Below are 20024 nucleotides of genomic sequence, written 5' to 3'. Positions count from 1 at the left end.
GTCCGGGTGCGTGCCTCGCAAGGCGCCGGCGCGAAGGCAGGCCGGTGGCCTGTCGAGCGTCGGCAACGCCGCGAGGTGCGTGCCCGGGCGCCGCGATAGCAGCGAATTAGCCGCGACAGGCTACTAGCCGCCTTGTGAAGGATTCGTGGTGCCCTGGGTCACTCTCCGGTCACGACCCCTCCCGATCGCGTTCGTCGTCTGAAACACGGCGTCTACTAGGGTCGGTGTCGTGAGCGAGCTTGCGAGCGAATCATGGGCACCACGCCGGCGACGAGCGCGGCGAGGAGTCGCGGCGTGACCGCGCTGCAGCCCGACACCGGGCCGATCCGGTCCTCGACCTATCTGCCGGCTTCGGTCGACAATGTGCTGTGGGGGCGGCTGCCCTGCGAGGCCGACGCGCCGGTGCTCAGCGTCGCCCCCGGCACCTCGGTCACCGTGGACACGATCAGCCACGAGGGCATCCTGGAGGACCAGGGCCGCGACCCCGTGGCGTTCTTCGCGCGGTACGGCGTCGAGGAGGTGCTCGACGACGCGGCGGCGCTCGCCCGGTCGCCCTACGAGCGGACCTTCGGGGTCGACGGGCCGCACGTGGTGTCGCGGCCGATCGCCGTCGAGGGCGCCGAGGTCGGTGACCTGCTCGCGGTGACGATCGAGGAGACCCTGCCGCGGGTGCCCTACGGGGTGATCTCCAACCGGCACGCGAAGGGCGCGCTGCCGCAGACCTACCCGCTGGACGGTGCGCCGGTGTTCTCGGCGTTCGCCTCGGTGTCGGCGGACGGCAGCCGTGGCGAGCTGCCGCTGGTCCCCGGCGGGCCCCGCTCGGTGCGCTTCCCGCTGGCGCCCTTCCTGGGGATCATCGGCGTCGCGGTGCCGGGTTCGGTCCGACCGCACTCGGTGCCGCCGGGCCCGCACGGCGGCAATATCGACATCGCGCTGCTGACGGTCGGCTCGACCCTCTACCTGCCGGTGCAGGTGGCCGGCGCGCTGGCCTATGTCGGCGACCCGCACTTCGCCCAGGGCGACGGCGAGGTGTCGCTGACGGCGATGGAGGCCAGCCTGCGGGCGACGGTCCGGCTCGACGTGGTGCCCCGGGCCGAGGCGGTGGCCTCATTCGGGGAGTTGGTCGGGCCGCTGGCCGAGACCGCCGACCACTTGGTGCCGACCGGGATGGACGAGGACCTCGACGTCGCCATGCAGAATGCGGTCCGGGCCGCCATCGCGCTGCTGCAGGCGAGGTTCGGGATGGACCCCGCGCTCGCCTACGCCTATCTCTCCGCCGCCACCGACTTCCGGATCTCCCAGGTCGTCGACGTGGTCAAGGGCGTGCACGCCACGATCAGGAAAGCCGACTTCGCGTGAGCGAGCTTGCGAGCGAACCATGGGTATTCAGAGCGCGTTGGGTGGCGGCATGATGACCCCGCTGCCTCCCCCCGGCGGCCTGGTCGAGGCGTTCTGGGACTACGAGCGAGCGTTGATGAGCAACGACGTGCCTGCACTGGACCGGCTCTTCGCGCCGGGCGAGGCCACCCTGCGCGGCGACGCGAACGGGCTGCTGGTCGGGCACGACGCGATCTCCTCCTTCCGCAGCGGCCGTGGCGGGGCGCCGCGGCGGCGGATCGTGCAGACGCACGTGCAGACGATCGACGCCGACCATGCCCTGATCGTCGCCATCACCGAGCTGGACGCCGGTGGCCGAGGCCAGCAGACGCAAGCGTGGGCGCGGCTCGACGGGTCCTGGCAGGTGACGGCCGCGCACGTGTCGGTGCCGGCACCGGCGCTGGACGAGCGGATCTGGCGGGTCGTCGGCGCACCCCTGGTGCCGGGCTCCCCGGACGGGCCGCTGGCGGGCGAGACGGTGGCGGTCAAGGACCTCTACGCGGTGGCCGGGCAGCGGATCGGCGCCGGCAATCCGGCCTGGCTCGACCAGGCTCCTCCCGAGCCCGACCATGCTTGGGCGGTACGGGCGCTGCTCGACGCCGGTGCGGCGGTGCGGGGCCTGGCGCGCACCGACGAGTTCGCCTACTCGCTGGCCGGCACCAACGCCCACTACGGCGCCCCGCCCAACCCGCGGGCGCCGTACCGGATCTCCGGCGGCTCCTCGTCGGGCTCGGCCAGCGCCGTCGCACTGGGCCACGCCACGATCGGCCTCGGCACCGACACCGGCGGCTCGATCCGGGTGCCGGCCGCCTACCAGGGTCTGTTCGGGATCCGTACGACGCACGGCGCCGTCCCGACCGCCGGGCTGCTGCCGCTGGCGCCGACCTTCGACACCATCGGCTGGCTGACCCGGGCGGCCGTCGAGCTGCGGGCGGTCGGCGACGTGCTGCTCCCGGCCGGCTCGGCCTCGGGCTCGGACCAGCTGGTCGTCGTACCGGCGCTGTTGGGGCTCGCCGAGGCCGACGTCGCCGCCGCGATCGGGGCCTGGCTGCCGGCGGACACCGTCCGCGAGGAGTGGCCGGCGGACTCGCTCGGGGACTGGCTGGCGGCCTTCCAGACGTTCCAGGCCTGGGAGGCCTGGCAGTCGCACGGGGACTGGCTCGAGACCCGGCTCGACACGCTCGGTGCCGACGTGCGGGGTCGGTTCGAGCGGGCCCGCGCGGTCACCGCTGACGAGGCGGCCGCGGCCGGCGAGGTCGTCGACGCCGCCGGCGAGGCGGTCCAGGAGCTGGTCGGCGACCGGGTGCTGGTGCTGCCCTCGGCGTCGTCGGTGGCCCCCCGGCTGGGCGGCGACCTCCAGGCCGCCCGCGACGCGACGATGCGGCTCACCTGCCTGGCCGGGCTCGGCGGCCTGCCCGCCGTCTCGCTGCCGCTGCGCACCGCCGAGGGACTCCCCTGCGGCGTCTGCCTGGTGGCCGCCCCTGGTCGCGACCGCGACCTGCTCGACCTCGCCGTCTCGCTCACCGGCTGAGAACACGTTCTGACTTCTCCACAGGGCGGGAGTCGATCGGTGGCGGTTGTCGGTGCTCGACCGGAAGATGGTCGCCATGACCGATCTCGGGAGGCACCATGGCGGCATCGTCACAAGGAGGCGTCCGATGGCTCCGCTCCCACGGAGCGACACGCAGACTACGCGGCCGGGCTGTTTCGCCAGCTCGACCGAGTGGTGGCCGCGCCCTACAAGCTGCGCTGGGAGGTCGAGTGGACGCCGCCCGGCGAACGGCAGGCGCCAGCACCCGACCTGATCGTCTACCGCTCGACCAACGCCGGCCGCGCTCAGGAGACGCCCGCTCTCTGCGGTCACCCTCGACCTCGATGCCCTGCTGGCGAGCTGAGCCCGCGCTCCCGAGCCGAAACAGTGCGAAACAGAGTGACACATTCCTGAAACAGTTGTTTCGTAGGGTCCATGGCGATGCGACTCGACGACTTCAACTCCCTGCCCGCCCCGGAGGCCGCCGCGGCCGTGCGGGCATGTGCCGACATCGACTCCTTCGTCGAGACGCTGGTCGAGGGCCGCCCCTACCCGGACCTGCCGGAGCTGTTCGCCGCGGCGCGGGAGCTGGCGACGGCCTGGACGCCCGAGGAGGTCGAGCGGGCGCTCGCCGACCACCCGCGCATCGGCGAGCGTCCCGCCGGCGAGGGCGCCTCCGCCGAGCTGAGCAGAGCCGAGCAGGCCGGCGTCGGCGACGACGCCGAGCTCCAGCGGCGGCTCCGGGAGGGCAACGCCGCCTACGAGGCCCGGTTCGGACGGATCTACCTGGTCAGGGCCAAGGGCCGCACCGCCGAGCAGTTGCTGGCGCTGCTCGACGAGCGACTGGCCAACGACCCCGCGACCGAGCTCGAGGTCACCAAGGGCCAACTCGGCGAGATCGCGCTGCTGCGGCTCCAGGGAATGTTCTGATGACCACCGTAAGCACCCACGTCCTCGACGCGGCACTCGGCCGGCCGGCCGCCGGGCTGACCGTCACCCTGACGCTCCCCGACGGCAGCAGCAAGACCGGGAAGACCGACGCCGACGGCCGGGCCCGGCTGCCCGACGAGCTCACGCCCGGGGTGCACACCTTCACCTTCGTGACCGGGCCGTGGTTCGCCGCCCAGGACCGCGACACCTTCTATCCCGAGATCACCGTCTCGTTCACGGTGACCGCGGGCGAGCACCACCACGTCGCGCTGCTGCTCAGCCCGTTCGCCTACACCACCTACCGAGGGAGCTGAGCCGGCCGATGAGGCTAGACGCGGTCCGGGCGCAGCGGGTGCTGCTCGACCGACCTGACGGGCAGAGCGTCTTCGAGCCGGCCACCCTCCGGCTCTACCACGGCCGGATCGAGGCGATCGAGCCGTTCGAGGCCGAAACCGAGGGCCTAGTGCTGCAGGTGCCCGATTCGGCGTACGTCGTGCCGGGCATCGTGGACACCCATGTGCACATCAACGAGCCCGGCCGCACCGACTGGGAGGGCTACCTCTCGGCGACCGAGGCGGCGGCGCTCGGCGGCGCGACCACCCTGATCGACATGCCGCTCAACTCCATCCCGCCGACCACCACGGTCGAGCACCTGCGGGTCAAGCAGAAGGCCGCCACCACCGAGCTGATGGTCGACGTCGGCTTCTGGGGCGGCGCGGTGCCCGGCAATGTGCCCGACCTGGAGCCGCTGTGGGAGGCCGGCGTCTTCGGCTTCAAGTGCTTCCTGTCCCCCTCCGGCGTCGAGGAGTTCCCGCACCTGACCAGCGAGGAGTACGTCGCCGCGCTGACCGAGATCGCCCGCTTCGACGGGCTGATGATCGTGCACGCCGAGGACCCCGCCGTCCTCGACGCGGCGCCGGCGCCGCCCAGCAGGTCCTACGCCGACTTCGTGATGTCGCGCCCGGACGAGTCCGAGCTGGCCGCGATCCGCACGGTCCTCGACGGCGCCCGGGAGACCGGCTGCCGGGTGCACATCCTGCACCTGTCCAGCGCCAAGGCGCTCGACCTGATCAAGGACGCCCGGGACGAGGGGCTGCGGCTGAGCGTGGAGACCTGTCCGCACTACCTGTCCTTCGCGGCCGAGACCATCCCCGACGCCTCGCCGCAGTTCAAGTGCTGCCCGCCCATCCGCGACTCCGGCAACCGCGAGGAGCTCTGGGCGGCGCTCAAGGCCGGCATCATCGACCAGATCGTCTCCGACCACTCCCCCGCGACCCCGGCCGAGAAGAACAAGGGCGACGGCGACCTGCAGCAGGCCTGGGGCGGCGTCTCGGGGCTGCAGGTCGGCTTCAGCGCGATGGCGTTCGAGGCGCGGCGGCGCAACATCCCGCTGGCCTCGGTCTCGCGCTGGATGAGCCGCAACACCGCCGACCTGGTCGGGCTGGGCAACAAGGGCCGCATCCAGGTAGGCGCCGACGCGGACCTGGCCATCTACGACACCAACGTGGAGTTCCGCATCGAGGCGACCCGGCTCGCCCACAAGAACCCGATCTCGGCCTACGACGGACTGCGCTACGGCGGTCGCGTCACCCGCTCCATCGTGCGGGGCAACGCCATCGACGTCGAGCACCCGGACTGGCGCTGGGGCCGGCAGCTGATCCGAGGAGAAGTGTCGTGAACGTCCCGCCCCGGCTGCTGATGGGCCCCGGCCCGATCACCGTCGACCCGCGCGTGCTGCAGGCGATGAGCAACCAGCTCGTCGGGCAGTTCGACCCGTGGATGACCGACGCCATGACCGAGGTGATGGGGCTCTACCGGCAGGTCTTCAAGACCGCCAACGAGCAGACCTTCCTGGTCGACGGCACCTCCCGGGCCGGCATCGAGGCGGCGCTGGTCTCGCTGCTGGAGCCCGGCGACCGGGTGCTGGTGCCGGTCTTCGGCCGGTTCGGCCACCTGCTGGTCGAGATCGCGCAGCGCTGCGGCGCCCAGGTGCACACCATCGAGGTGCCCTGGGGCGAGGTGTTCACCCCGGAGGCGATCGCGGACGCCGTCGCCGCGGTCGAGCCGAGGCTGGTCGCGGTGGTGCAGGGCGACACCTCCACGACGATGTGCCAGCCGCTGGAGGAGGTCGGCGCGATCGCCAGGGCGCACGGCGCGCTCGTCTACTGCGATGCGACCGCCTCCCTGGGCGGCAACCCCTTCGAGACCGACGCCTGGGGCATCGACGTGGTCACCGCCGGACTGCAGAAGTGCCTCGGCGGGCCGTCCGGCTCCGCGCCGATCACCCTCGGCCCGGCGGCGGTCGAGGTGGTCGAGGCCCGCAAGCACGTCGAGGCCGGGCTGCGCCCGATCCCGGGGGAGGCCGACGGTGACACCGACAGCGGCACGGTGATCGCCTCCAACTACCTCGACCTCGCCCAGATCATCGACTACTGGGGCCCGCGCCGGCTCAACCACCACACCGAGGCGACCAGCATGCTCTACGCCGCCCGCGAGTGCGCCCGGCTGCTGGTCGAGGAGGGCATCGACCAGGCAGTGGCGCGACACCGGCGCCATGGTGAGGCGATGCTGGCCGGCGTACGCGGTCTCGGGCTCGAGGTCTTCGGCGACGTGGCCCACAAGATGAGCAATGTGGTCGCCGTTCACATCCCCGAGGCCGTCAACGGCGACCGGGTGCGAGCCGGCCTGCTCGACGACTTCGGCATCGAGATCGGCACCTCCTTCGGTCCCCTGCACGGCAAGGTCTGGCGGATCGGCACCATGGGCTACAACGCCCGCACCGACGCGGTGCTCACCACGCTGGCGGCGCTGGAGCAGGTGCTGCGCGCCGAGGGCGCCGAGGTCACCGCCGGCGGCGGCGTCGGTGCCGCCAAGGAGGTGTACGCGTCGTGACGACCGCCGAGGAGGTGCTCTACCGCTGCTCGGAGCTGGACCGGTTCTCCGCCAACCCCCGACACCTGGAGCGGGTCCACCTGACCAAGGAGCACGCCGCCGCCAATGCGGCCGCCGCCACCTGGCTGGAGCGGGCCGGGCTGCGGACCTGGGTCGACGCCGCCGGCAACCTGTGGGCCCGCCGCGAGGGGCCGGCCCCCGACAGCCCCGCACTGGTGCTCGGCAGCCATCTCGACACCGTCCCCGATGCCGGCTCCTTCGACGGGATGCTCGGGGTGGTGATGGCGATCGCCGTCGCCGAGCGGCTGCGCGAGGTGGCGCTGCCGTTCGCGCTGGAGGTGGTCGGGTTCAGCGACGAGGAGGGCACCCGGTTCGGCAAGGCGCTGCTCGGCAGCCAGGCGGTCGCCGGGGTCTGGGATCCCGACTGGTGGGAGCTGCGCGACCGCGACGGCGTCACACTGCACCAGGCGTTCCTCGACTTCGGCCTCGACCCGCGCCGGGTCGGCGAGGCCGCCCGCGACCCGCGCAGCATCGTGGCCTACCTGGAGGCCCACATCGAGCAGGGCCCCGAGCTGGAGGCGGCCGACCGCTCGCTCGGCTATGTCACCACCATCGCCGGCGCCCGGCGGTTCCGGCTCTCCGTGGTCGGCGAGGCGCGTCACGCCGGCGGGACGCCGTACCCCCGGCGTCGCGACGCGCTGGTCGGCGCCGGCGAGGCGATCGTGGCGATCGAGCGGCTGGCCAAGGACTCCGACTGCATCGCCACCGTGGGCCGCCTCGAGGTCACCCCCGGTGCGGTCAACGTCATCCCGGGCCGGGCCGACTTCAGTCTCGACCTGCGGGCCGCCAGCGACGCCGAGCGCGACGAGATGTGGGAGGTCATCCAGCAGACGATCGGCGAGATCTGCACCCGTCGGCGGCTGCGGTTCGAGCCCGTCGAGAACCACTCCGCCCCGGCGGCGCCCTGCGCGCCGTGGCTGCAGCAGGCGATCATCGACGGGATCCGGGTCGGCGAACCCACCGATCAGGAGCCGATGGGGCTGTGGAGCCGGGCCGGTCACGACGCCATGGCGATCGCCGAGATCGCCGACATCGGGATGCTGTTCGTCCGCTGTCACGACGGCATCAGCCACCACCCGGCCGAGGACGTCCGGGAGATCGACGTCGCGCGGGGTCTGGACGCCTTCGAGCAGGCGGTGCTACGGGTGGCCGAGCGGTGGACGTCTTCGTGAGCGAGCGCAGCGAGCGAACCATCCAAGGCAGCGCGGAATGTGCCTCATCGGCGCACGGAGCGAAGCGAGTACGCCGATGAGCTTACGTATTGACGAGCGGATCGCCCGGCGTCGCGACGAGCTGTCGCCGCAGGAGCGCCGGGCCGCCGAGACCCTGCTGGCCCATCTCGACGACCTGGCGACCTACCGCGCCGCCGAGCTGGCTGGGCTCGCGGGCGTCTCCAAGGCCACGATGAGCCGGCTGTTCCGCTCGCTCGGCTTCGCCGACTTCGACGAGGTCCGCGACCACCTCCGCTCGCTGCGGGTCACCGGGGAGCCACGGCGGGTCGACGGCGCGCCCGACCTGGCCAACCAGATCGCTGCCGAGACCACGGCGATCCAGCGCACACTGGAGCAGCCGGCGCTGCGGGACGCGGTCGAGGTCATCGCGTCGGCCCGGCAGGTGCTGGTGGTGGGCTGGCGCAACTCCTACCCGGTCGCGCTGCATCTGCGCGAGCAGCTGATCCATGCCCGGCCCCGGGTCGCGATAGCGCCGGCGCCGGGCCAGGTGATCGGCGAGGAGCTGGCCGACCTGGGTCCTGCCGACGTCGTGGTCGCGGTCGGCTTCCGCCGCCGTCCTCGCGGCTTCGGCGCCTTCCTGACCGCGGCCAACGCCACCGGGGCGGCCGTCGTTCTGCTGACCGATCCGAGCGGCGGCGAGCATGTCGGCCGCGCCAGGGTCCGGCTCGAGTGCCCCGTTCAGGGCCCGCTCGCCTACGACTCCTACGCCGCCGCGATGAGCCTGGTCAGCGTGCTCGCCGATGCGGTCCTCTTCGAGCGTGGCCGGTCGGGGCGGACGCGCATCTCGGCGATCTCCGACACCTACGAGCTGCTCGGCGAGGTCGAGTAGTGGACCTCGCCTCCGTCGCCTCCTACCGGCTGGCCAGGAGCCGGGCGGACCTCGCGCTGGCGCCCGGGGAGACGTACGTCGCGGGCGGCACCTGGCTGTTCTCCGAGCCTCAGCCCGCGGTGACCGGACTGGTCGATCTCGCGCCCCTCGGGTGGGCGCCGGTGGCGGCGCTGCCCGACGGCGGCGTCTCGATCGCCGCGACCTGCACCATCGAGCAGCTCCAGACCCACCCGTGGCCGGCGTCGGTAGCGGCGCTGGTGCGGCAGTGCTGCGACGCGCTGCTGATGTCGTTCAAGGTCCAGCACACCGCCACCATCGGCGGCAACCACGCCCTCTCGCTCCCGGCCGCCGCGACGGTCTCGCTCACCTCGGCGCTGGCCGCCGAGGTGGTGCTGTGGCACGCCGACGGCGCCGAGCGCCGGGTCCCGGTGGTCGACTTCGTGGTGGGGGCCGGCCGGACCGTCCGTGCCGCCGGCGAGACCATCCGTGCCATCGAGGTCCCGGCCGCGTCGCTGACCGCCCGCTACGCCTTCCGGCGCATCTCGCTGACCGACCTGGGCCGCTCCTCTGCGGTGGTCATCGCCCGCCAGGACCCCGACGCGGTCGTCGTCACGATCACCGCCGCGACGCCCCGGCCCACGGTGCTCCGACTCCCCCCGGGAGCGAGCCCGGCGCAGGTGGCTGCCGCCGTGGCGACGGTGCCGGAGTGGTTCGGCGACCCGCACGGCGCGGTCGACTGGCGGCGGGCCCAGACCGAGCGGATGGCGTTGGAGGCCGTCGCCGAGCTGGCCGGGGAGGCCTCCCGGTGAGACTCAACGGCGTCCCTGTCGAGGGTGAGCCGGCGCCCGGTCAGTGCCTGCGCACCTGGGTTCGCGATCAGGGCGACTTCTCGGTCAAGAAGGGCTGCGATGCCGGCGACTGCGGCGCCTGCTCGGTGCTGCTCGACGGCGCGCCGGTGCACTCCTGCATCACCCCGGCCGCCCGCGCGGCCGACGCGGAGGTGACCACCGCGGCTGGACTCGGCACCCCCGACCGCCCCTCGCCGGTGCAGCGCAACTTCCGCGAGGCGGCGGGGTTCCAGTGCGGCTTCTGCACCGCCGGGTACGTCGTCACGGCGACCTCCCTGGCGGACGAGGACGGCACCGTGACCGTGCCGGAGCCTGGCCGTGCCTTCAAGGGCAACCTGTGTCGCTGCACCGGCTACCGCTCGATCCGCGACGCCCTGGCGGGCCGTGTCAATGTGGTCGAGACCGGCGAGGGCGCCTTCGGCCGCTCCCTCGCCGCACCCGCCGGCGCCCGGGTGGTCACCGGCCGCGAGCCCTACACCCTCGACCTGCCCGGCACCGAGGTGCTGCACGTCAAGCTGGTGCGCAGCCCGTACGCCCATGCCCGGATCACCGGCATCGACACCAGCGCCGCCGAGGCGGTCCCGGGCGTCGTACTCGTCCTCACGCCTGCCGACGACCCCGGCGTGCTCTACTCCACCGGCCGTCACGACAGCCGGCTCGACGACCCCGACGACACCCGGATGTTCGACACCGTGGTGCGGTTCCGGGGCCAGCGGGTCGCGGCGGTCGTCGCCGAGTCCGTCGCCGCCGCGGAGCGGGCGGCGGCCCTGGTCCGGGTGGAGTACGACGAGCTGGCGGCCGTCTTCGACCCGGAGGCGGCCCGCCGGCCCGGCGCCCCGCTGCTGCACGGCGACAAGGACGCCACCGTCTCCCGGATCGCCGAGCCGGGGCGCAATGTGGTCGCCGCCACTCATGGCGAGGTCGGCGACGTCGCCGCCGGGCTGGCCGCCGCCACCCACCGGGTCGGCGGCAGCTGGCAGACCTCGCGAGTCACCCACGCCTCGCTGGAGACCCACGGCGCCCGGGCCTGGCTCGACCCGGACGGCACCCTGGTGGTCAGGGCCAGCACGCAGGTGCCCTTCCTGGTGCGCGACGAGCTGGCCCGGCTGCTCTCCCTCGACCCCGACCGGGTGCGGGTGGTCGCCGCCCGGGTCGGCGGCGGCTTCGGCGGCAAGCAGGAGCTGCTGGTCGAGGACGTGGTCGCGCTCGCCACGCTGCGCACCGGCCGGCCGGTGCAGCTGGAGCTGACCCGCGAGGAGCAGTTCACCGCGATCCCGTGGCGGCACCCGATGAGGGTGGCCGTGGAGCTCGGCGCCGACGCCGACGGCGTGCTGACCGCGATGCGGGTCGACGTGCTCTCCGACACCGGGGCCTATGGCAACCACGGCCCGGGGGTGATGTTCCACGGCACCCATGAGTCGGTGGCGGTCTACCGCTGCGCCAACAAGCGGGTCGACGCCGAGGCGGTCTACACCAACAACCCGCCCAGCGGCGCCTTCCGCGGCTACGGCCTGGGCCAGGTCGTCTTCGCCGTCGAGTCCGCGATGGACGAGCTCGCCCGCAAGGCCGGGCTGTCGCCGTACGAGATCCGACGCCGCAATGTCATCCGGCCCGGCGACCCGTTCGTCGTCAACGGCGCCCCGGACACCGACCTGGAGTTCGGCTCCGACGGCGTGATGGAGTGCCTCGACCTGGCCGAGCAGGCCCTCGCCGAGTCGGCCCCTGCACTTCTGCCGACTCGGCTTGTCGGGACGGGCGTGGCGCTGGCGATGATCGCGACCGTCCCGCCCCGGGGACACCACTCGCACGCGACCGTCACGATGCACCAGGACGGCACCGCGACCGTCGCCGTCGGCACCGCCGAGTTCGGCAACGGCACCGCCACGGTGCACACCCAGATCGCCGCCGACGAGCTGGGCATCGACCCACGGCTGGTGCGGCTGGAGACCTCCGACACCGCCACGTCCGGCTTCGACACCGGCGCCTTCGGCTCGACCGGCTCGGTCGTGGCCGGGCTGGCGGTGCAGCGGGCCGCGCGCTTGCTCAAACAGCGGCTCGACGCCGGAGCGAGCCTGCCGGCCAGCGCCGAGGCGACCCACGACGGCACCCCCCGCTCGGTGGCCTTCAACGTCCACGCGGTCCGGGTGGCCGTCACCCCGGCCACCGGCGAAGTGCGGATCCTGAAGAGCGTGCAGGCAGTCGACGCCGGTCGGGTCATCAACCCCGAGCAGCTGCGCGGTCAGGTCGAAGGTGGCATCGCCCAGGCGCTGGGCAGCGCGCTGCAGGAGGAGATCATCCTGCGCGACGGCGAGGTCCTCACCCGCACCTTCCGGCACTACCGGCTGCCGCAGCTCGGCGACGTCCCGGACACCGAGGTGCTCTTCGCCGACACCTTCGACACGCTGGGCCCGCGGGGCGCGAAGTCGATGAGCGAGGCGCCGTACAACCCGGTGGCTCCCGCCATCGCCAACGCCATCCGCGACGCCCTGGGCGTGCGACCCTACGAGCTGCCGATGAGCCGTGACCGGGTCTGGCGGCTGGCCCAGGACAGCGAGCAAGGAGAAGCATGACCGAGCAACCGATGACCGGCGACGAGCAGTGGCTGCGACGGGCGGTCGACCTCGCCACCGAGAACGTGGCGAACGGCGGCGGCCCGTTCGGGGCCGTCATCGTCCAGGACGGCGAGCTGGTCGCGACCGGCCGCAACCGGGTCACCGACGACCTCGACCCCACCGCCCATGCCGAGGTGCAGGCGATCCGGGCGGCCGCCAAGGCGATCGGCGACTTCTCGCTGAAGGGCTGTGTCCTCTACACCAGCTGCGAGCCCTGCCCGATGTGTCTGGCCTCGAGCCTGTGGGCACGGCTGGACCGCGTCGTCTACGCGGCGGACCGTGACGACGCGGCCGTCGGCGGCTTCGACGACCGGGAGTTCTACGAGCTGTTCGCCCGCCCCCGAGAGACCTGGGCGATGGGCGTCGAGAGCATCCCCCTCACCGGGCGGACCGCGCCCTTCGAGGCCTGGCTCGCCCACGACGCCCGCACCGACTACTGAGAAATCCTCGTTTCAGCGCGACCGAAACAGCGAGATAACCGTTCCACCCGACACGTAACCCTGGCGCAACACAGCTCGGCGAACCGCGAAACGCCCCGCTCCTAGGTTCACCGGGAACAGGGAGGGCGCCGACTCGACGGTCGGCCCAACGGACACGCACCATCCAGGAGTTGGAATATGAAGCGTCGCGCACTGCGCATCTCGGCCGTCTTGGCCACGGTCACTCTCGGCCTCGCGGCCTGTGGCTCGGACGGGTCCGACGGCGAGGCCGCCGAGACCCCGAGCACCTCGACGAGCAGCAGCGCCGCCGGGGAGACCACGGCCGCTGCCGAGAGCTTCGGCGACATCTCCGTGCAGCTGTCCTGGATCAAGAACGCCGAGTTCGCCGGCGAGTTCATCGCCGACAGCAAGGGCTACTACGCCGACGCCGGCTTCGGCAAGGTCGACCTGCTCACCGGCCCGGTGGCGCAGGAGGAGATCGTCGCCACCGGCAAGGCCCAGTTCGGTCTCAGCAACTCGGTCTCCACCGCGGCGGCCGTCGCCAACAGCGGCTTCCCGCTGAAGATCGTGGGCGCGACGTACCAGAAGAACCCGTTCAGCATCCTCTCGCTCGGCGACCAGGGCAATATCACCACCCCGGCCGACCTCAAGGGCAAGAAGATCGGCGTCCAGGACCCCAACCTGAGCCTGTTCCAGGCGTTCCTCTCCGCCAACGGCCTCACCGAGGACGATGTCACCATCGTCCCCAACGGCTTCGACATCGCGCCGCTGGAGGACGGCGAGATCGACGGCCTGGTGGCCTACATGACCAACGAGTCGCTGCTGGTCAAGGGCGACGGCTTCGACGCCGTGGACCTGCCCTTCGCCGACAACGGGCTGCCGTTCGTCGCCGAGACGGTCATCACCACCGACGACATCATCGCCGAGCAGCCCGACATGGTGAAGGCGTTCCTCAAGGCGGAGATCCAGGGCTGGAAGGACGCCTGCAACGGCGAGACCGGCTACGAGGAGGGCGCGAAGCTGGCCGTCGACACCTACGGCGTCGACATCGACCCGGCGCTGGAGCTGGACAAGGAGATCGAGCAGGCCAGGCAGCAGTGCGAGTTGCTGGTCCACACCGACGAGACCGCGACCAACGGCATCTTCACGATCAGCGACGCGATGATCGCCGACAACATCAAGTCGATCGCCGCCTCCGGTATCGACATCGCCCCCGAGGATCTCTTCGACATGGGCCCGCTCAACGAGCTGCTCGCCGAGGACCCGTCGCTGATCGGCTGAGGCCGTTATCAGTTCGTGACCGATCTGCGACCTTCTCGTGACTGAGACTCAAGCGTCGGCCGGTGGCGAGGGTAACCCGCTCAAGGGTCCCCTCGCCACCGGCACCGGCATCCACATCCAGGACCTCACCAAGACCTTCGCCTCGGGTCGGCGCAAGGTCACCGCGCTCCAGGACGCCACCCTCCACACCGACAAGGGCAGCTTCCTCTCGCTCCTCGGCCCCTCCGGCTGCGGGAAGTCGACGATCCTGCGGATCCTGGCCGGGCTGGAGGACCCGACCAGTGGTCGCGCCCTGGTCGACGGTAAGACCCCGGCGGAGCTGCGCCGCGACCACGAGCTCGGCATCGCCTTCCAGGACTCCGCCCTGCTCCCCTGGCGCAGCGTCGAGTCGAACATCCGGCTGCCCTTCCAGGTCTCCGGCGAGAAGATCGACCAGAGCCTGGTCAGCGAGCTCATCAGGCTGGTCGGCCTGGAGGGCTTCGAGAAGGCCAGGCCCTCGCAGCTCTCCGGCGGCATGAGGCAGCGGGTCTCCATCGCCCGTGCGCTGGTCGTCAAGCCCAGCGTGCTGCTGCTCGACGAGCCGTTCGGGGCGCTCGACGACATGACCCGGCAGCGGCTCAACCTCGAGCTGCTGCGGATCTGGACCGAGAAGCCGGCGACCACGCTGATGGTCACCCACGGCATCGCCGAGGCGATCTTCCTCTCCGACAAGGTCGCGGTGATGAGCCCGCGTCCCGGCCGGGTCAAGGAGGTCATCGACGTCGACCTGCCCCGGCCACGGACCCCGGAGATGATGCGTACGCCGGAGTTCCACGCCCTGCACGACCACGCCTCCGAGCTGCTCTTCGGCGAGGGCGGCGCGGCGATGGACGACTGATGAGCGAGCTCGCGAGCCGACCACGAGGGCAGCGAGGGGTGGCGGCATGACAGGCCGACTGCACACCTGGCTCGTCGGTGCCGTCGGGATCCTCGCCGTGGTCGCGATCTGGTGGCTCGCCGCGACCACCTTCCTGGCCGGGCACCACATCCCGACGCCGCCGGACGTGATCTCGAAGTTCCACGAGAAGGGCTTCTCCTACTACCGGGAGATCTTCTCGATCACCCTCAAGGAAGCGGCGATCGGCTACCTCTGGGGCGTGCTGATCGCGCTGCTGCTGGCCGTCGCGGTGCTGCTGATCCCGGTGCTGGAGCCGGTGATCATGCAGTTCGCCGTGATCACCTACTGCCTGCCCATCGTCGTGCTCGCGCCGATCCTCATCGTCGCCCACGAGATCCCGGCCAAGGGCGGCACCTCCGCGACCGCGATCGACCTGGCCGCGGTCTCGGTCATCTTCACCACGGTGGTGGGCGCCGTACTCGGCTTCCGATCCGCCGACCAGGCCTCCCTCGACGTCGTCCAGGTGTACGGCGGCGGGCCGGTGCAGCAGTTCCTCCGGGTGCGGCTGGTCTCGGCGCTGCCGGCGCTGTTCACCACGCTGCAGATGGCCGCGCCGGCGGCCTACCTCGGCGCGCTGCTGGGCGAGTGGTTCGACAAGCACCTGGAGATCGGCGTCGGGCCGTCGCTCTACCTCGCCCAGAACAACCGCGAGACGGCGCTGGCCTGGACGCTCGGCTTCGGCTGCGCGATCGTCTCCGGCCTCGCCTACTTCGCGATCGGCTGGCTCGGCCGGGCCATCGCCCCCTGGGCGAAGGGCACGTCGCGATGAGCTTCGTCAAGCCGCTGGCGCGGCCGGTCTTCAACCTGGTCTTCGTGATCGCCGCGCTCGTCGTCGTCTGGCTGCTGCTGCTCGAGGTCGGCAACGTCAACCCACTGGTCGCCCGCAAGCCGGGCCAGGTGCTGGACTACCTCTTCGATCCCGAGAAGGGTGCCGCCAACCGGTCTGCGGTGCTCGATCCGCTGTGGCAGACGCTGCTCGACGCCGGCATCGGCTTCGTGGCCGGGCTGCTGGCGGCGACCGCCGTCGCCGTCGGCACCTACCTCTCCCGGGGCGTCGAGGCGGCCACCATGCCGGTCGCGATGGTGGTGCGCACGGTGCCCCTGGTGGCGCTGGCGCCGATCATCACGCTGATCTTCGGCAACGGCTTCTGGACCGTGGCGGCGATGAGCGGCATCGTGGTGCTCTTCCCGGCGCTGGTCACCATCTCCTTCGGGCTGCGCTCGGTCAGCGACCAGATGCGCGACGTCGTCCGCGTCTACGGCGGCTCGACCTGGGCCGTGCTGCGCCGGGTCGCCTTCCCCAGCGCGTTGCCGTCGTTCTTCGCGGCCATCCGGATCTCGGTGCCCGGCGCGGTCACCGGGGCGCTGATCGCCGAGTTCTACACCACCCCGGCCAGCGTCGGGAAGGCGGTCAACCAGGCCCTCGCACTCTACAAGTACGACCTGGTCTGGTCGCTGCTGGTCGTCGTCACGCTGGCCTCGATCGTGCTCTACATGGTGGCCCAGCTGCTGGAGCGGGTGGTGCTCACCCGCTATGGCGCGGCCGACCGGGCCTGAGCCGTGACCGGTCCCGGTCAGGCTCCTTCCGCCGTGACCCGGGCGTGCCAGCCGCCCAGCGCGGTCGCGGCGGCGATGAGGACGCCGGCCAGCAGCAGGCCGTAGCCGAGATGCGCCTTGAGCAGCAGCGCGCCGACGGCCGCGCCGAGCAGGATCAGCGCGACGGCGGCGAACCGGCGGCCACTGCCGTTGCGCTTGCCGCTGCCGAGCAGCGAGTCGGCGGCGAGACCGGTGATCGTGGAGGTCACCACCACCGTCGTGACGTCCTTGACCGCGACATGCCTGGCGGCGGCGGCCTGGACGCCCATGGCTGCCGCCGCCAGGGTCGTCACGGTGACCATCAGCCAGCGGGCCGGCTCGTCGCCGGCCACGAAGAGCACCACCGACAGCACGAGCATCAGCGCCGCGGTGACGCCGAAGAGGACGGTAGTGCCGGCGGTCCAGGCTCGGCCGGCGTACTTCAGCGTGCGGCCGCCGATCGCGGCGCCGGCCATGAACCCGGCCAGGGCCAGCGCCGGGCCGAGGATGGGCAGGCCGTCGGCGCCGGCCAGCGCCATGCCGAGGATGACGACATTGCCGGTCATGTTGCCGGTGAAGACCTTGTCGAGGCCGAGGTAGCCGATCGCGTCGTTGATGCCGGTGGTGAAGGTCAGCACCAGCATCAGCCACAGATGCATCGTGCTGGCGGGGACGGCCTTGAGCCTGCGGCCCATCGTGGAGCTGGTCACCCGGACATTCTGGTGGGTCAGCCCCGGCGGGCGGCGAGGTACCCCGGTACGGCGTCCTCCTGCGCCCCGGGCGCCGGCGCTTCACGGGGGTCTCGGCGCGCCCGATGTCATGCCTTCGCGAGCGCCTCGGCGGCGACGGCCAGGTCGTCGACGCCCCGGGTCAGCTCCTCGGGCCGGTCGGTGGCGAGATCGAGCTGGAACCCGAACAGACTGGAGTCGACGAGGGTGACGACGCGGCCGACCCGGTCCGGTGGCGCGCCGCAGCGGACGAGGTAGCCGCACAGCGCGGCGTACCACCGCTCGTTGGCCTCCCGGACCGCGCTCCGGTAGGGCTCGCGCCCGAGCAGGCCGGTCGCCGCCGCCTGCACGTAGAGGTCGAGGCAGTCGTGCAGCGGCTCAGCCTGGTAGGCGGCCCACAGCGCGTTGACGCCGGCACGGACGCCGGCGGCGGCCGGCAGCGAGTCGATGGCGGCGATCGAGCGGTCCTCGGTCCGGGTCACGACGGCGGCGACCAGGTCGTCACGGCTGCCGAAGTGATAGATGAGCATCCGGTCGCTGGTGCCGATCGCGGCGGCGACCGGGCGCAGCGTCAGCCCGATCAGGCCCTCCCGCAGGACGTGGTCCACCGCCGCGTCGAGGAGATCGTCGCGACGGCTCACCCGGGGAATTGTGCCACTTTGTAGCGATCGCTACAATTATGTAGCAGTTGCTACAGACAAGGGAGTTCACATGTCCGCCGTGGTGTTGCTGTTCGGCGCGATCGGGGTCGAGGTCGCCGCGACCGCCACGCTCCCCCGCACCCGCGGCTTCCACGATCCGCTCTGGAGCCTCGCCGTGCTGGCAGGCTACGGACTGTCGATCTGGCTGCTTGCCCTCGTGGTGAAGACGATGCCGGTCTCCATCGCGTACGCTGTCTGGGCCGGCGTCGGCACCGCCGCGGTCGCCGTGATCGGCTACCTGTTCCTCGGTGAGTCCATGGACTGGATCAAGGCGACCTGCCTGCTGCTGATCATCGCCGGCGTGGTCGGCCTCAACCTGCTGGGCGGCAGTCACGCGTGATGCTCCCGGGCGGGGCGATGCTTCACAGATCGCCGGCCGCGCCCCGTCCGGCGGCGCGGCCGCTGAACAGGCAGCCGCCCAGGAAGGTGCCCTCGAGCGCGTTGTAGCCCATCATCCCGCCGCCGCCGAAGCCGCTGACCTCGCCGGCGGCGTAGAGCCCCGGCAGCGGGATGCCGGCGCCGGTCAGGCAGCGCCCGGACAGGTCGGTCTCCAGGCCGCCGAGCGTCTTGCGAGACAGCACGTGGAGCTTGACCGCGATCAGGGGGCCGTTGTCCGGGTCGAGGAAGGCGTGCGGCTTGGCGACCCGGATCAGCTTGTCGCCGCGGTAGTGCCGGGCGCCGTACATCGCGGTGACCTGGGCGTCCTTGCCGTAGGGGTTGGCGACCTCGCGGTCGCGGGCGACCAGGAGGTGGCGCAGCGCGGTCTCGTCGATCTCGGGGCCGGTGGGCGCCACCTTCGCCAGCCGGTTCATGCCGGCGACCAACTCGGTGAGGGTGTCGGCGACCACGAAGTCCGCGCCGTGCTCCTTGAACGCCTCGATCGGGCCGGGCGCGCCCTTCTTGACCCGGCTGAGCAGCAGCTTGACGTCCTTGCCGGTCAGGTCGGGGTTCTGCTCCGAGCCCGAGAGCGCGAACTCCTTCTCGATCACCTTCTGGGTCAGCACGAACCAGGAGTAGTCGTAGCCGGTCTGCCGCAGGTGGCGCAGCGTGCCGAGCGTGTCGAAGCCGGGGAAGTAGGGCGCGGGCAGTCGGTTGCCGGTGGCGTCGAGCCAGATGCTGCTGGGCCCCGGCAGGATGCGGATGCCGTGGTTGTCCCAGATCGGGTCCCAGTTGCGCAGCCCCTCGACGTAGTGCCACATCCGGTCGCGGTTGATGACGCGGGCGCCGGTGGCCTCGGTGATGCCCACCATCCGGCCGTCGACGTGCGCGGGCACGCCGGCGACCATGTCCTCAGGTGGCTTGCCCAGGGACTTCGGCCAGTTCTTGCGGACCAGGTCGAGGTCGCCGCCAATGCCTCCGCTGGTGACGATGACCGCCTGGGCGCGCAGCTCGAAGTCACCGGTCTCGGTGCGGTTGGAGGCCTGGCCGCGGGGCATCTCGTCGGGCGCGAGCACCCGTCCCCGTACGCCGGCCGCGGCACCCCCCTCGACGATGATCTCGTCCACCCGGTGTCGGAACCTCAGCTCGATCCGACCCGCCGCCTCGTGCTCGCGCACCCGCCGCTCGAACGGCTCGACCACGCCCGGGCCGGTCCCCCAGGTGATGTGGAAGCGCGGCACCGAGTTGCCGTGGCCGTCGGCGCGGCCGTCGCCGCGCTCGGCCCAGCCGACGACCGGGAAGACCCGGTGGCCCATCTCGCGCAGCCAGGAGCGCTTCTCGCCCGCGGCGAAGTCGACATAGGCCTCCGCCCAGCGGCGCGGCCACAGGTCCTCGTCGCGGTCGAACTGGGCGCTGCCCAGCCAGTCCTGCAGCGCCAGCTCCTTGGAGTCCTTGATGCCCATCCGCCGCTGCTCGGGGCTGTCCACGAGGAACAGCCCGCCCAGGCTCCAGAACGCCTGCCCGCCCAGGCTCTGCTCCGGCTCCTGGTCGAGCAGCAGCACCCGGCGCCCGTTGTCGGCGGCCTCGGCCGCTGCCACCAGACCCGCCAGGCCCGCCCCCACGACGACGATGTCGGCATCCATGGCACTGAATCCTAGGGCGTCCCACCTCCC

Annotated in this window: 19 protein-coding genes; 16 read left to right on the top strand and 3 right to left on the bottom strand. The window is 72.2% G+C overall.

The genetic code is table 11. The features are described from left to right. The first annotated feature begins 294 nt into the window (after positions 1–294). The 15 genes from QM595_RS04845 to QM595_RS04775 all read left to right on the top strand — a co-directional run bounded on the left by QM595_RS04845 (position 295) and on the right by QM595_RS04775 (position 16526). Positions 295–1359 (top strand): acetamidase/formamidase family protein, encoded by a 1065-nt coding sequence (locus QM595_RS04845; protein WP_415170395.1) that lies wholly within the window; start codon positions 295–297, stop codon positions 1357–1359. 19 nt (positions 1360–1378) lie between these two features. Next, positions 1379–2908: an AtzH-like domain-containing protein gene (locus QM595_RS04840; RefSeq protein WP_415170394.1), complete on the top strand. Its 1530-nt coding sequence runs from the start codon at positions 1379–1381 to the stop codon at positions 2906–2908. Between the two features lie 435 nt (positions 2909–3343). Further along, entirely contained in the window at positions 3344–3838 is a 495-nt protein-coding gene (gene uraD / locus QM595_RS04835; protein ID WP_415170393.1) for a 2-oxo-4-hydroxy-4-carboxy-5-ureidoimidazoline decarboxylase, read from the top strand. Beyond that, complete coding sequence (gene uraH, locus QM595_RS04830; protein ID WP_415170392.1) at positions 3838–4152, top strand: hydroxyisourate hydrolase; 315 nt, start codon at positions 3838–3840, stop codon at positions 4150–4152. The genes uraD and uraH overlap by 1 nt, the downstream gene beginning before the upstream one ends. A gap of 8 nt (positions 4153–4160) precedes the next feature. Continuing rightward, the gene (allB, locus tag QM595_RS04825; protein WP_415170391.1) at positions 4161–5516 is read left to right on the top strand and encodes an allantoinase AllB; all 1356 of its coding nucleotides are present in this window, start codon (positions 4161–4163) and stop codon (positions 5514–5516) included. Further along, complete coding sequence (locus tag QM595_RS04820) at positions 5513–6730, top strand: pyridoxal-phosphate-dependent aminotransferase family protein (protein WP_415170390.1); 1218 nt, start codon at positions 5513–5515, stop codon at positions 6728–6730. The genes allB and QM595_RS04820 overlap by 4 nt, the downstream gene beginning before the upstream one ends. After that, a complete protein-coding gene (locus QM595_RS04815) occupies positions 6727–7962 on the top strand; it encodes an allantoate amidohydrolase (RefSeq protein ID WP_415170389.1) in 1236 nt (411 codons plus the stop codon). The genes QM595_RS04820 and QM595_RS04815 overlap by 4 nt, the downstream gene beginning before the upstream one ends. 76 nt (positions 7963–8038) lie before the next feature. After that, entirely contained in the window at positions 8039–8851 is an 813-nt protein-coding gene (locus tag QM595_RS04810; RefSeq protein ID WP_415170388.1) for a MurR/RpiR family transcriptional regulator, read from the top strand. Next, the gene (locus tag QM595_RS04805) at positions 8851–9660 is read left to right on the top strand and encodes an FAD binding domain-containing protein (protein ID WP_415170387.1); all 810 of its coding nucleotides are present in this window, start codon (positions 8851–8853) and stop codon (positions 9658–9660) included. The genes QM595_RS04810 and QM595_RS04805 overlap by 1 nt, the downstream gene beginning before the upstream one ends. Next, complete coding sequence (locus tag QM595_RS04800; RefSeq protein WP_415170386.1) at positions 9657–12269, top strand: molybdopterin-dependent oxidoreductase; 2613 nt, start codon at positions 9657–9659, stop codon at positions 12267–12269. The genes QM595_RS04805 and QM595_RS04800 overlap by 4 nt, the downstream gene beginning before the upstream one ends. Next, entirely contained in the window at positions 12266–12751 is a 486-nt protein-coding gene (locus tag QM595_RS04795) for a nucleoside deaminase (protein WP_415170385.1), read from the top strand. Before QM595_RS04800 ends, QM595_RS04795 begins: the two co-directional genes overlap by 4 nt. Positions 12752–12928: 177 nt before the next feature. After that, positions 12929–14032 (top strand): ABC transporter substrate-binding protein, encoded by a 1104-nt coding sequence (locus QM595_RS04790; RefSeq protein WP_415170384.1) that lies wholly within the window; start codon positions 12929–12931, stop codon positions 14030–14032. A gap of 37 nt (positions 14033–14069) precedes the next feature. Beyond that, positions 14070–14909, top strand: coding sequence for an ABC transporter ATP-binding protein (locus QM595_RS04785; RefSeq protein WP_415170383.1), 840 nt, complete (start codon positions 14070–14072; stop codon positions 14907–14909). 46 nt (positions 14910–14955) lie between these two features. Then, positions 14956–15738 (top strand): ABC transporter permease, encoded by a 783-nt coding sequence (locus tag QM595_RS04780; RefSeq protein ID WP_415170382.1) that lies wholly within the window; start codon positions 14956–14958, stop codon positions 15736–15738. Next, a complete protein-coding gene (locus tag QM595_RS04775; protein ID WP_415170381.1) occupies positions 15735–16526 on the top strand; it encodes an ABC transporter permease in 792 nt (263 codons plus the stop codon). Before QM595_RS04780 ends, QM595_RS04775 begins: the two co-directional genes overlap by 4 nt. A 17-nt stretch (positions 16527–16543) precedes the next feature. On the opposite strand, the gene QM595_RS04770 is transcribed toward QM595_RS04775, so the two are convergent. Continuing rightward, positions 16544–17254 (bottom strand): DUF1275 family protein, encoded by a 711-nt coding sequence (locus tag QM595_RS04770; RefSeq protein WP_415170380.1) that lies wholly within the window; start codon positions 17252–17254, stop codon positions 16544–16546. Between the two features lie 107 nt (positions 17255–17361). Then, positions 17362–17913, bottom strand: a complete 552-nt coding sequence (locus QM595_RS04765) for a TetR/AcrR family transcriptional regulator (protein ID WP_415170379.1) — start codon at positions 17911–17913, stop codon at positions 17362–17364. A gap of 70 nt (positions 17914–17983) precedes the next feature. Here QM595_RS04765 and QM595_RS04760 point away from each other — a divergent pair, with 70 nt between their 5' ends. Further along, positions 17984–18313, top strand: a complete 330-nt coding sequence (locus QM595_RS04760) for a DMT family transporter (RefSeq protein WP_415170378.1) — start codon at positions 17984–17986, stop codon at positions 18311–18313. 22 nt (positions 18314–18335) lie between these two features. Here the strand turns inward: QM595_RS04760 and QM595_RS04755 are convergent, their stop codons facing one another. Beyond that, positions 18336–19994 carry an FAD-binding dehydrogenase gene (locus tag QM595_RS04755; protein WP_415170377.1) on the bottom strand — a complete coding sequence of 553 codons (1659 nt, stop codon included), beginning with the start codon at positions 19992–19994 and terminating at the stop codon, positions 18336–18338. Between the last annotated feature and the right edge of the window lie 30 nt (positions 19995–20024).

This window comes from Nocardioides sp. (assembly GCF_047607185.1).
In the GTDB taxonomy this organism is placed as follows: Bacteria; Actinomycetota; Actinomycetes; order Propionibacteriales; family Nocardioidaceae; genus Nocardioides.
Note: the sequence above shows the minus strand (reverse complement) of the source record. Positions and strands in the feature narration are given on the sequence as shown.

What these genes read in the sequence shown, in the direction of transcription:
- QM595_RS04840 (WP_415170394.1), top strand. Translation starts at nt 1,379, where the DNA reads ATGGGTATTCAGAGCGCGTTGGGTGGCGGCATGATGACCCCGCTGCCT.
- uraD (WP_415170393.1), top strand. Translation starts at nt 3,344, where the DNA reads ATGGCGATGCGACTCGACGACTTCAACTCCCTGCCCGCCCCGGAGGCC.
- uraH (WP_415170392.1), top strand. Translation starts at nt 3,838, where the DNA reads ATGACCACCGTAAGCACCCACGTCCTCGACGCGGCACTCGGCCGGCCG.
- allB (WP_415170391.1), top strand. Translation starts at nt 4,161, where the DNA reads ATGAGGCTAGACGCGGTCCGGGCGCAGCGGGTGCTGCTCGACCGACCT.
- QM595_RS04810 (WP_415170388.1), top strand. Translation starts at nt 8,039, where the DNA reads ATGAGCTTACGTATTGACGAGCGGATCGCCCGGCGTCGCGACGAGCTG.
- QM595_RS04795 (WP_415170385.1), top strand. Translation starts at nt 12,266, where the DNA reads ATGACCGAGCAACCGATGACCGGCGACGAGCAGTGGCTGCGACGGGCG.
- QM595_RS04790 (WP_415170384.1), top strand. Translation starts at nt 12,929, where the DNA reads ATGAAGCGTCGCGCACTGCGCATCTCGGCCGTCTTGGCCACGGTCACT.
- QM595_RS04780 (WP_415170382.1), top strand. Translation starts at nt 14,956, where the DNA reads ATGACAGGCCGACTGCACACCTGGCTCGTCGGTGCCGTCGGGATCCTC.
- QM595_RS04775 (WP_415170381.1), top strand. Translation starts at nt 15,735, where the DNA reads ATGAGCTTCGTCAAGCCGCTGGCGCGGCCGGTCTTCAACCTGGTCTTC.
- QM595_RS04760 (WP_415170378.1), top strand. Translation starts at nt 17,984, where the DNA reads ATGTCCGCCGTGGTGTTGCTGTTCGGCGCGATCGGGGTCGAGGTCGCC.
- QM595_RS04755 (WP_415170377.1), bottom strand. Translation starts at nt 19,994, where the DNA reads ATGGATGCCGACATCGTCGTCGTGGGGGCGGGCCTGGCGGGTCTGGTG.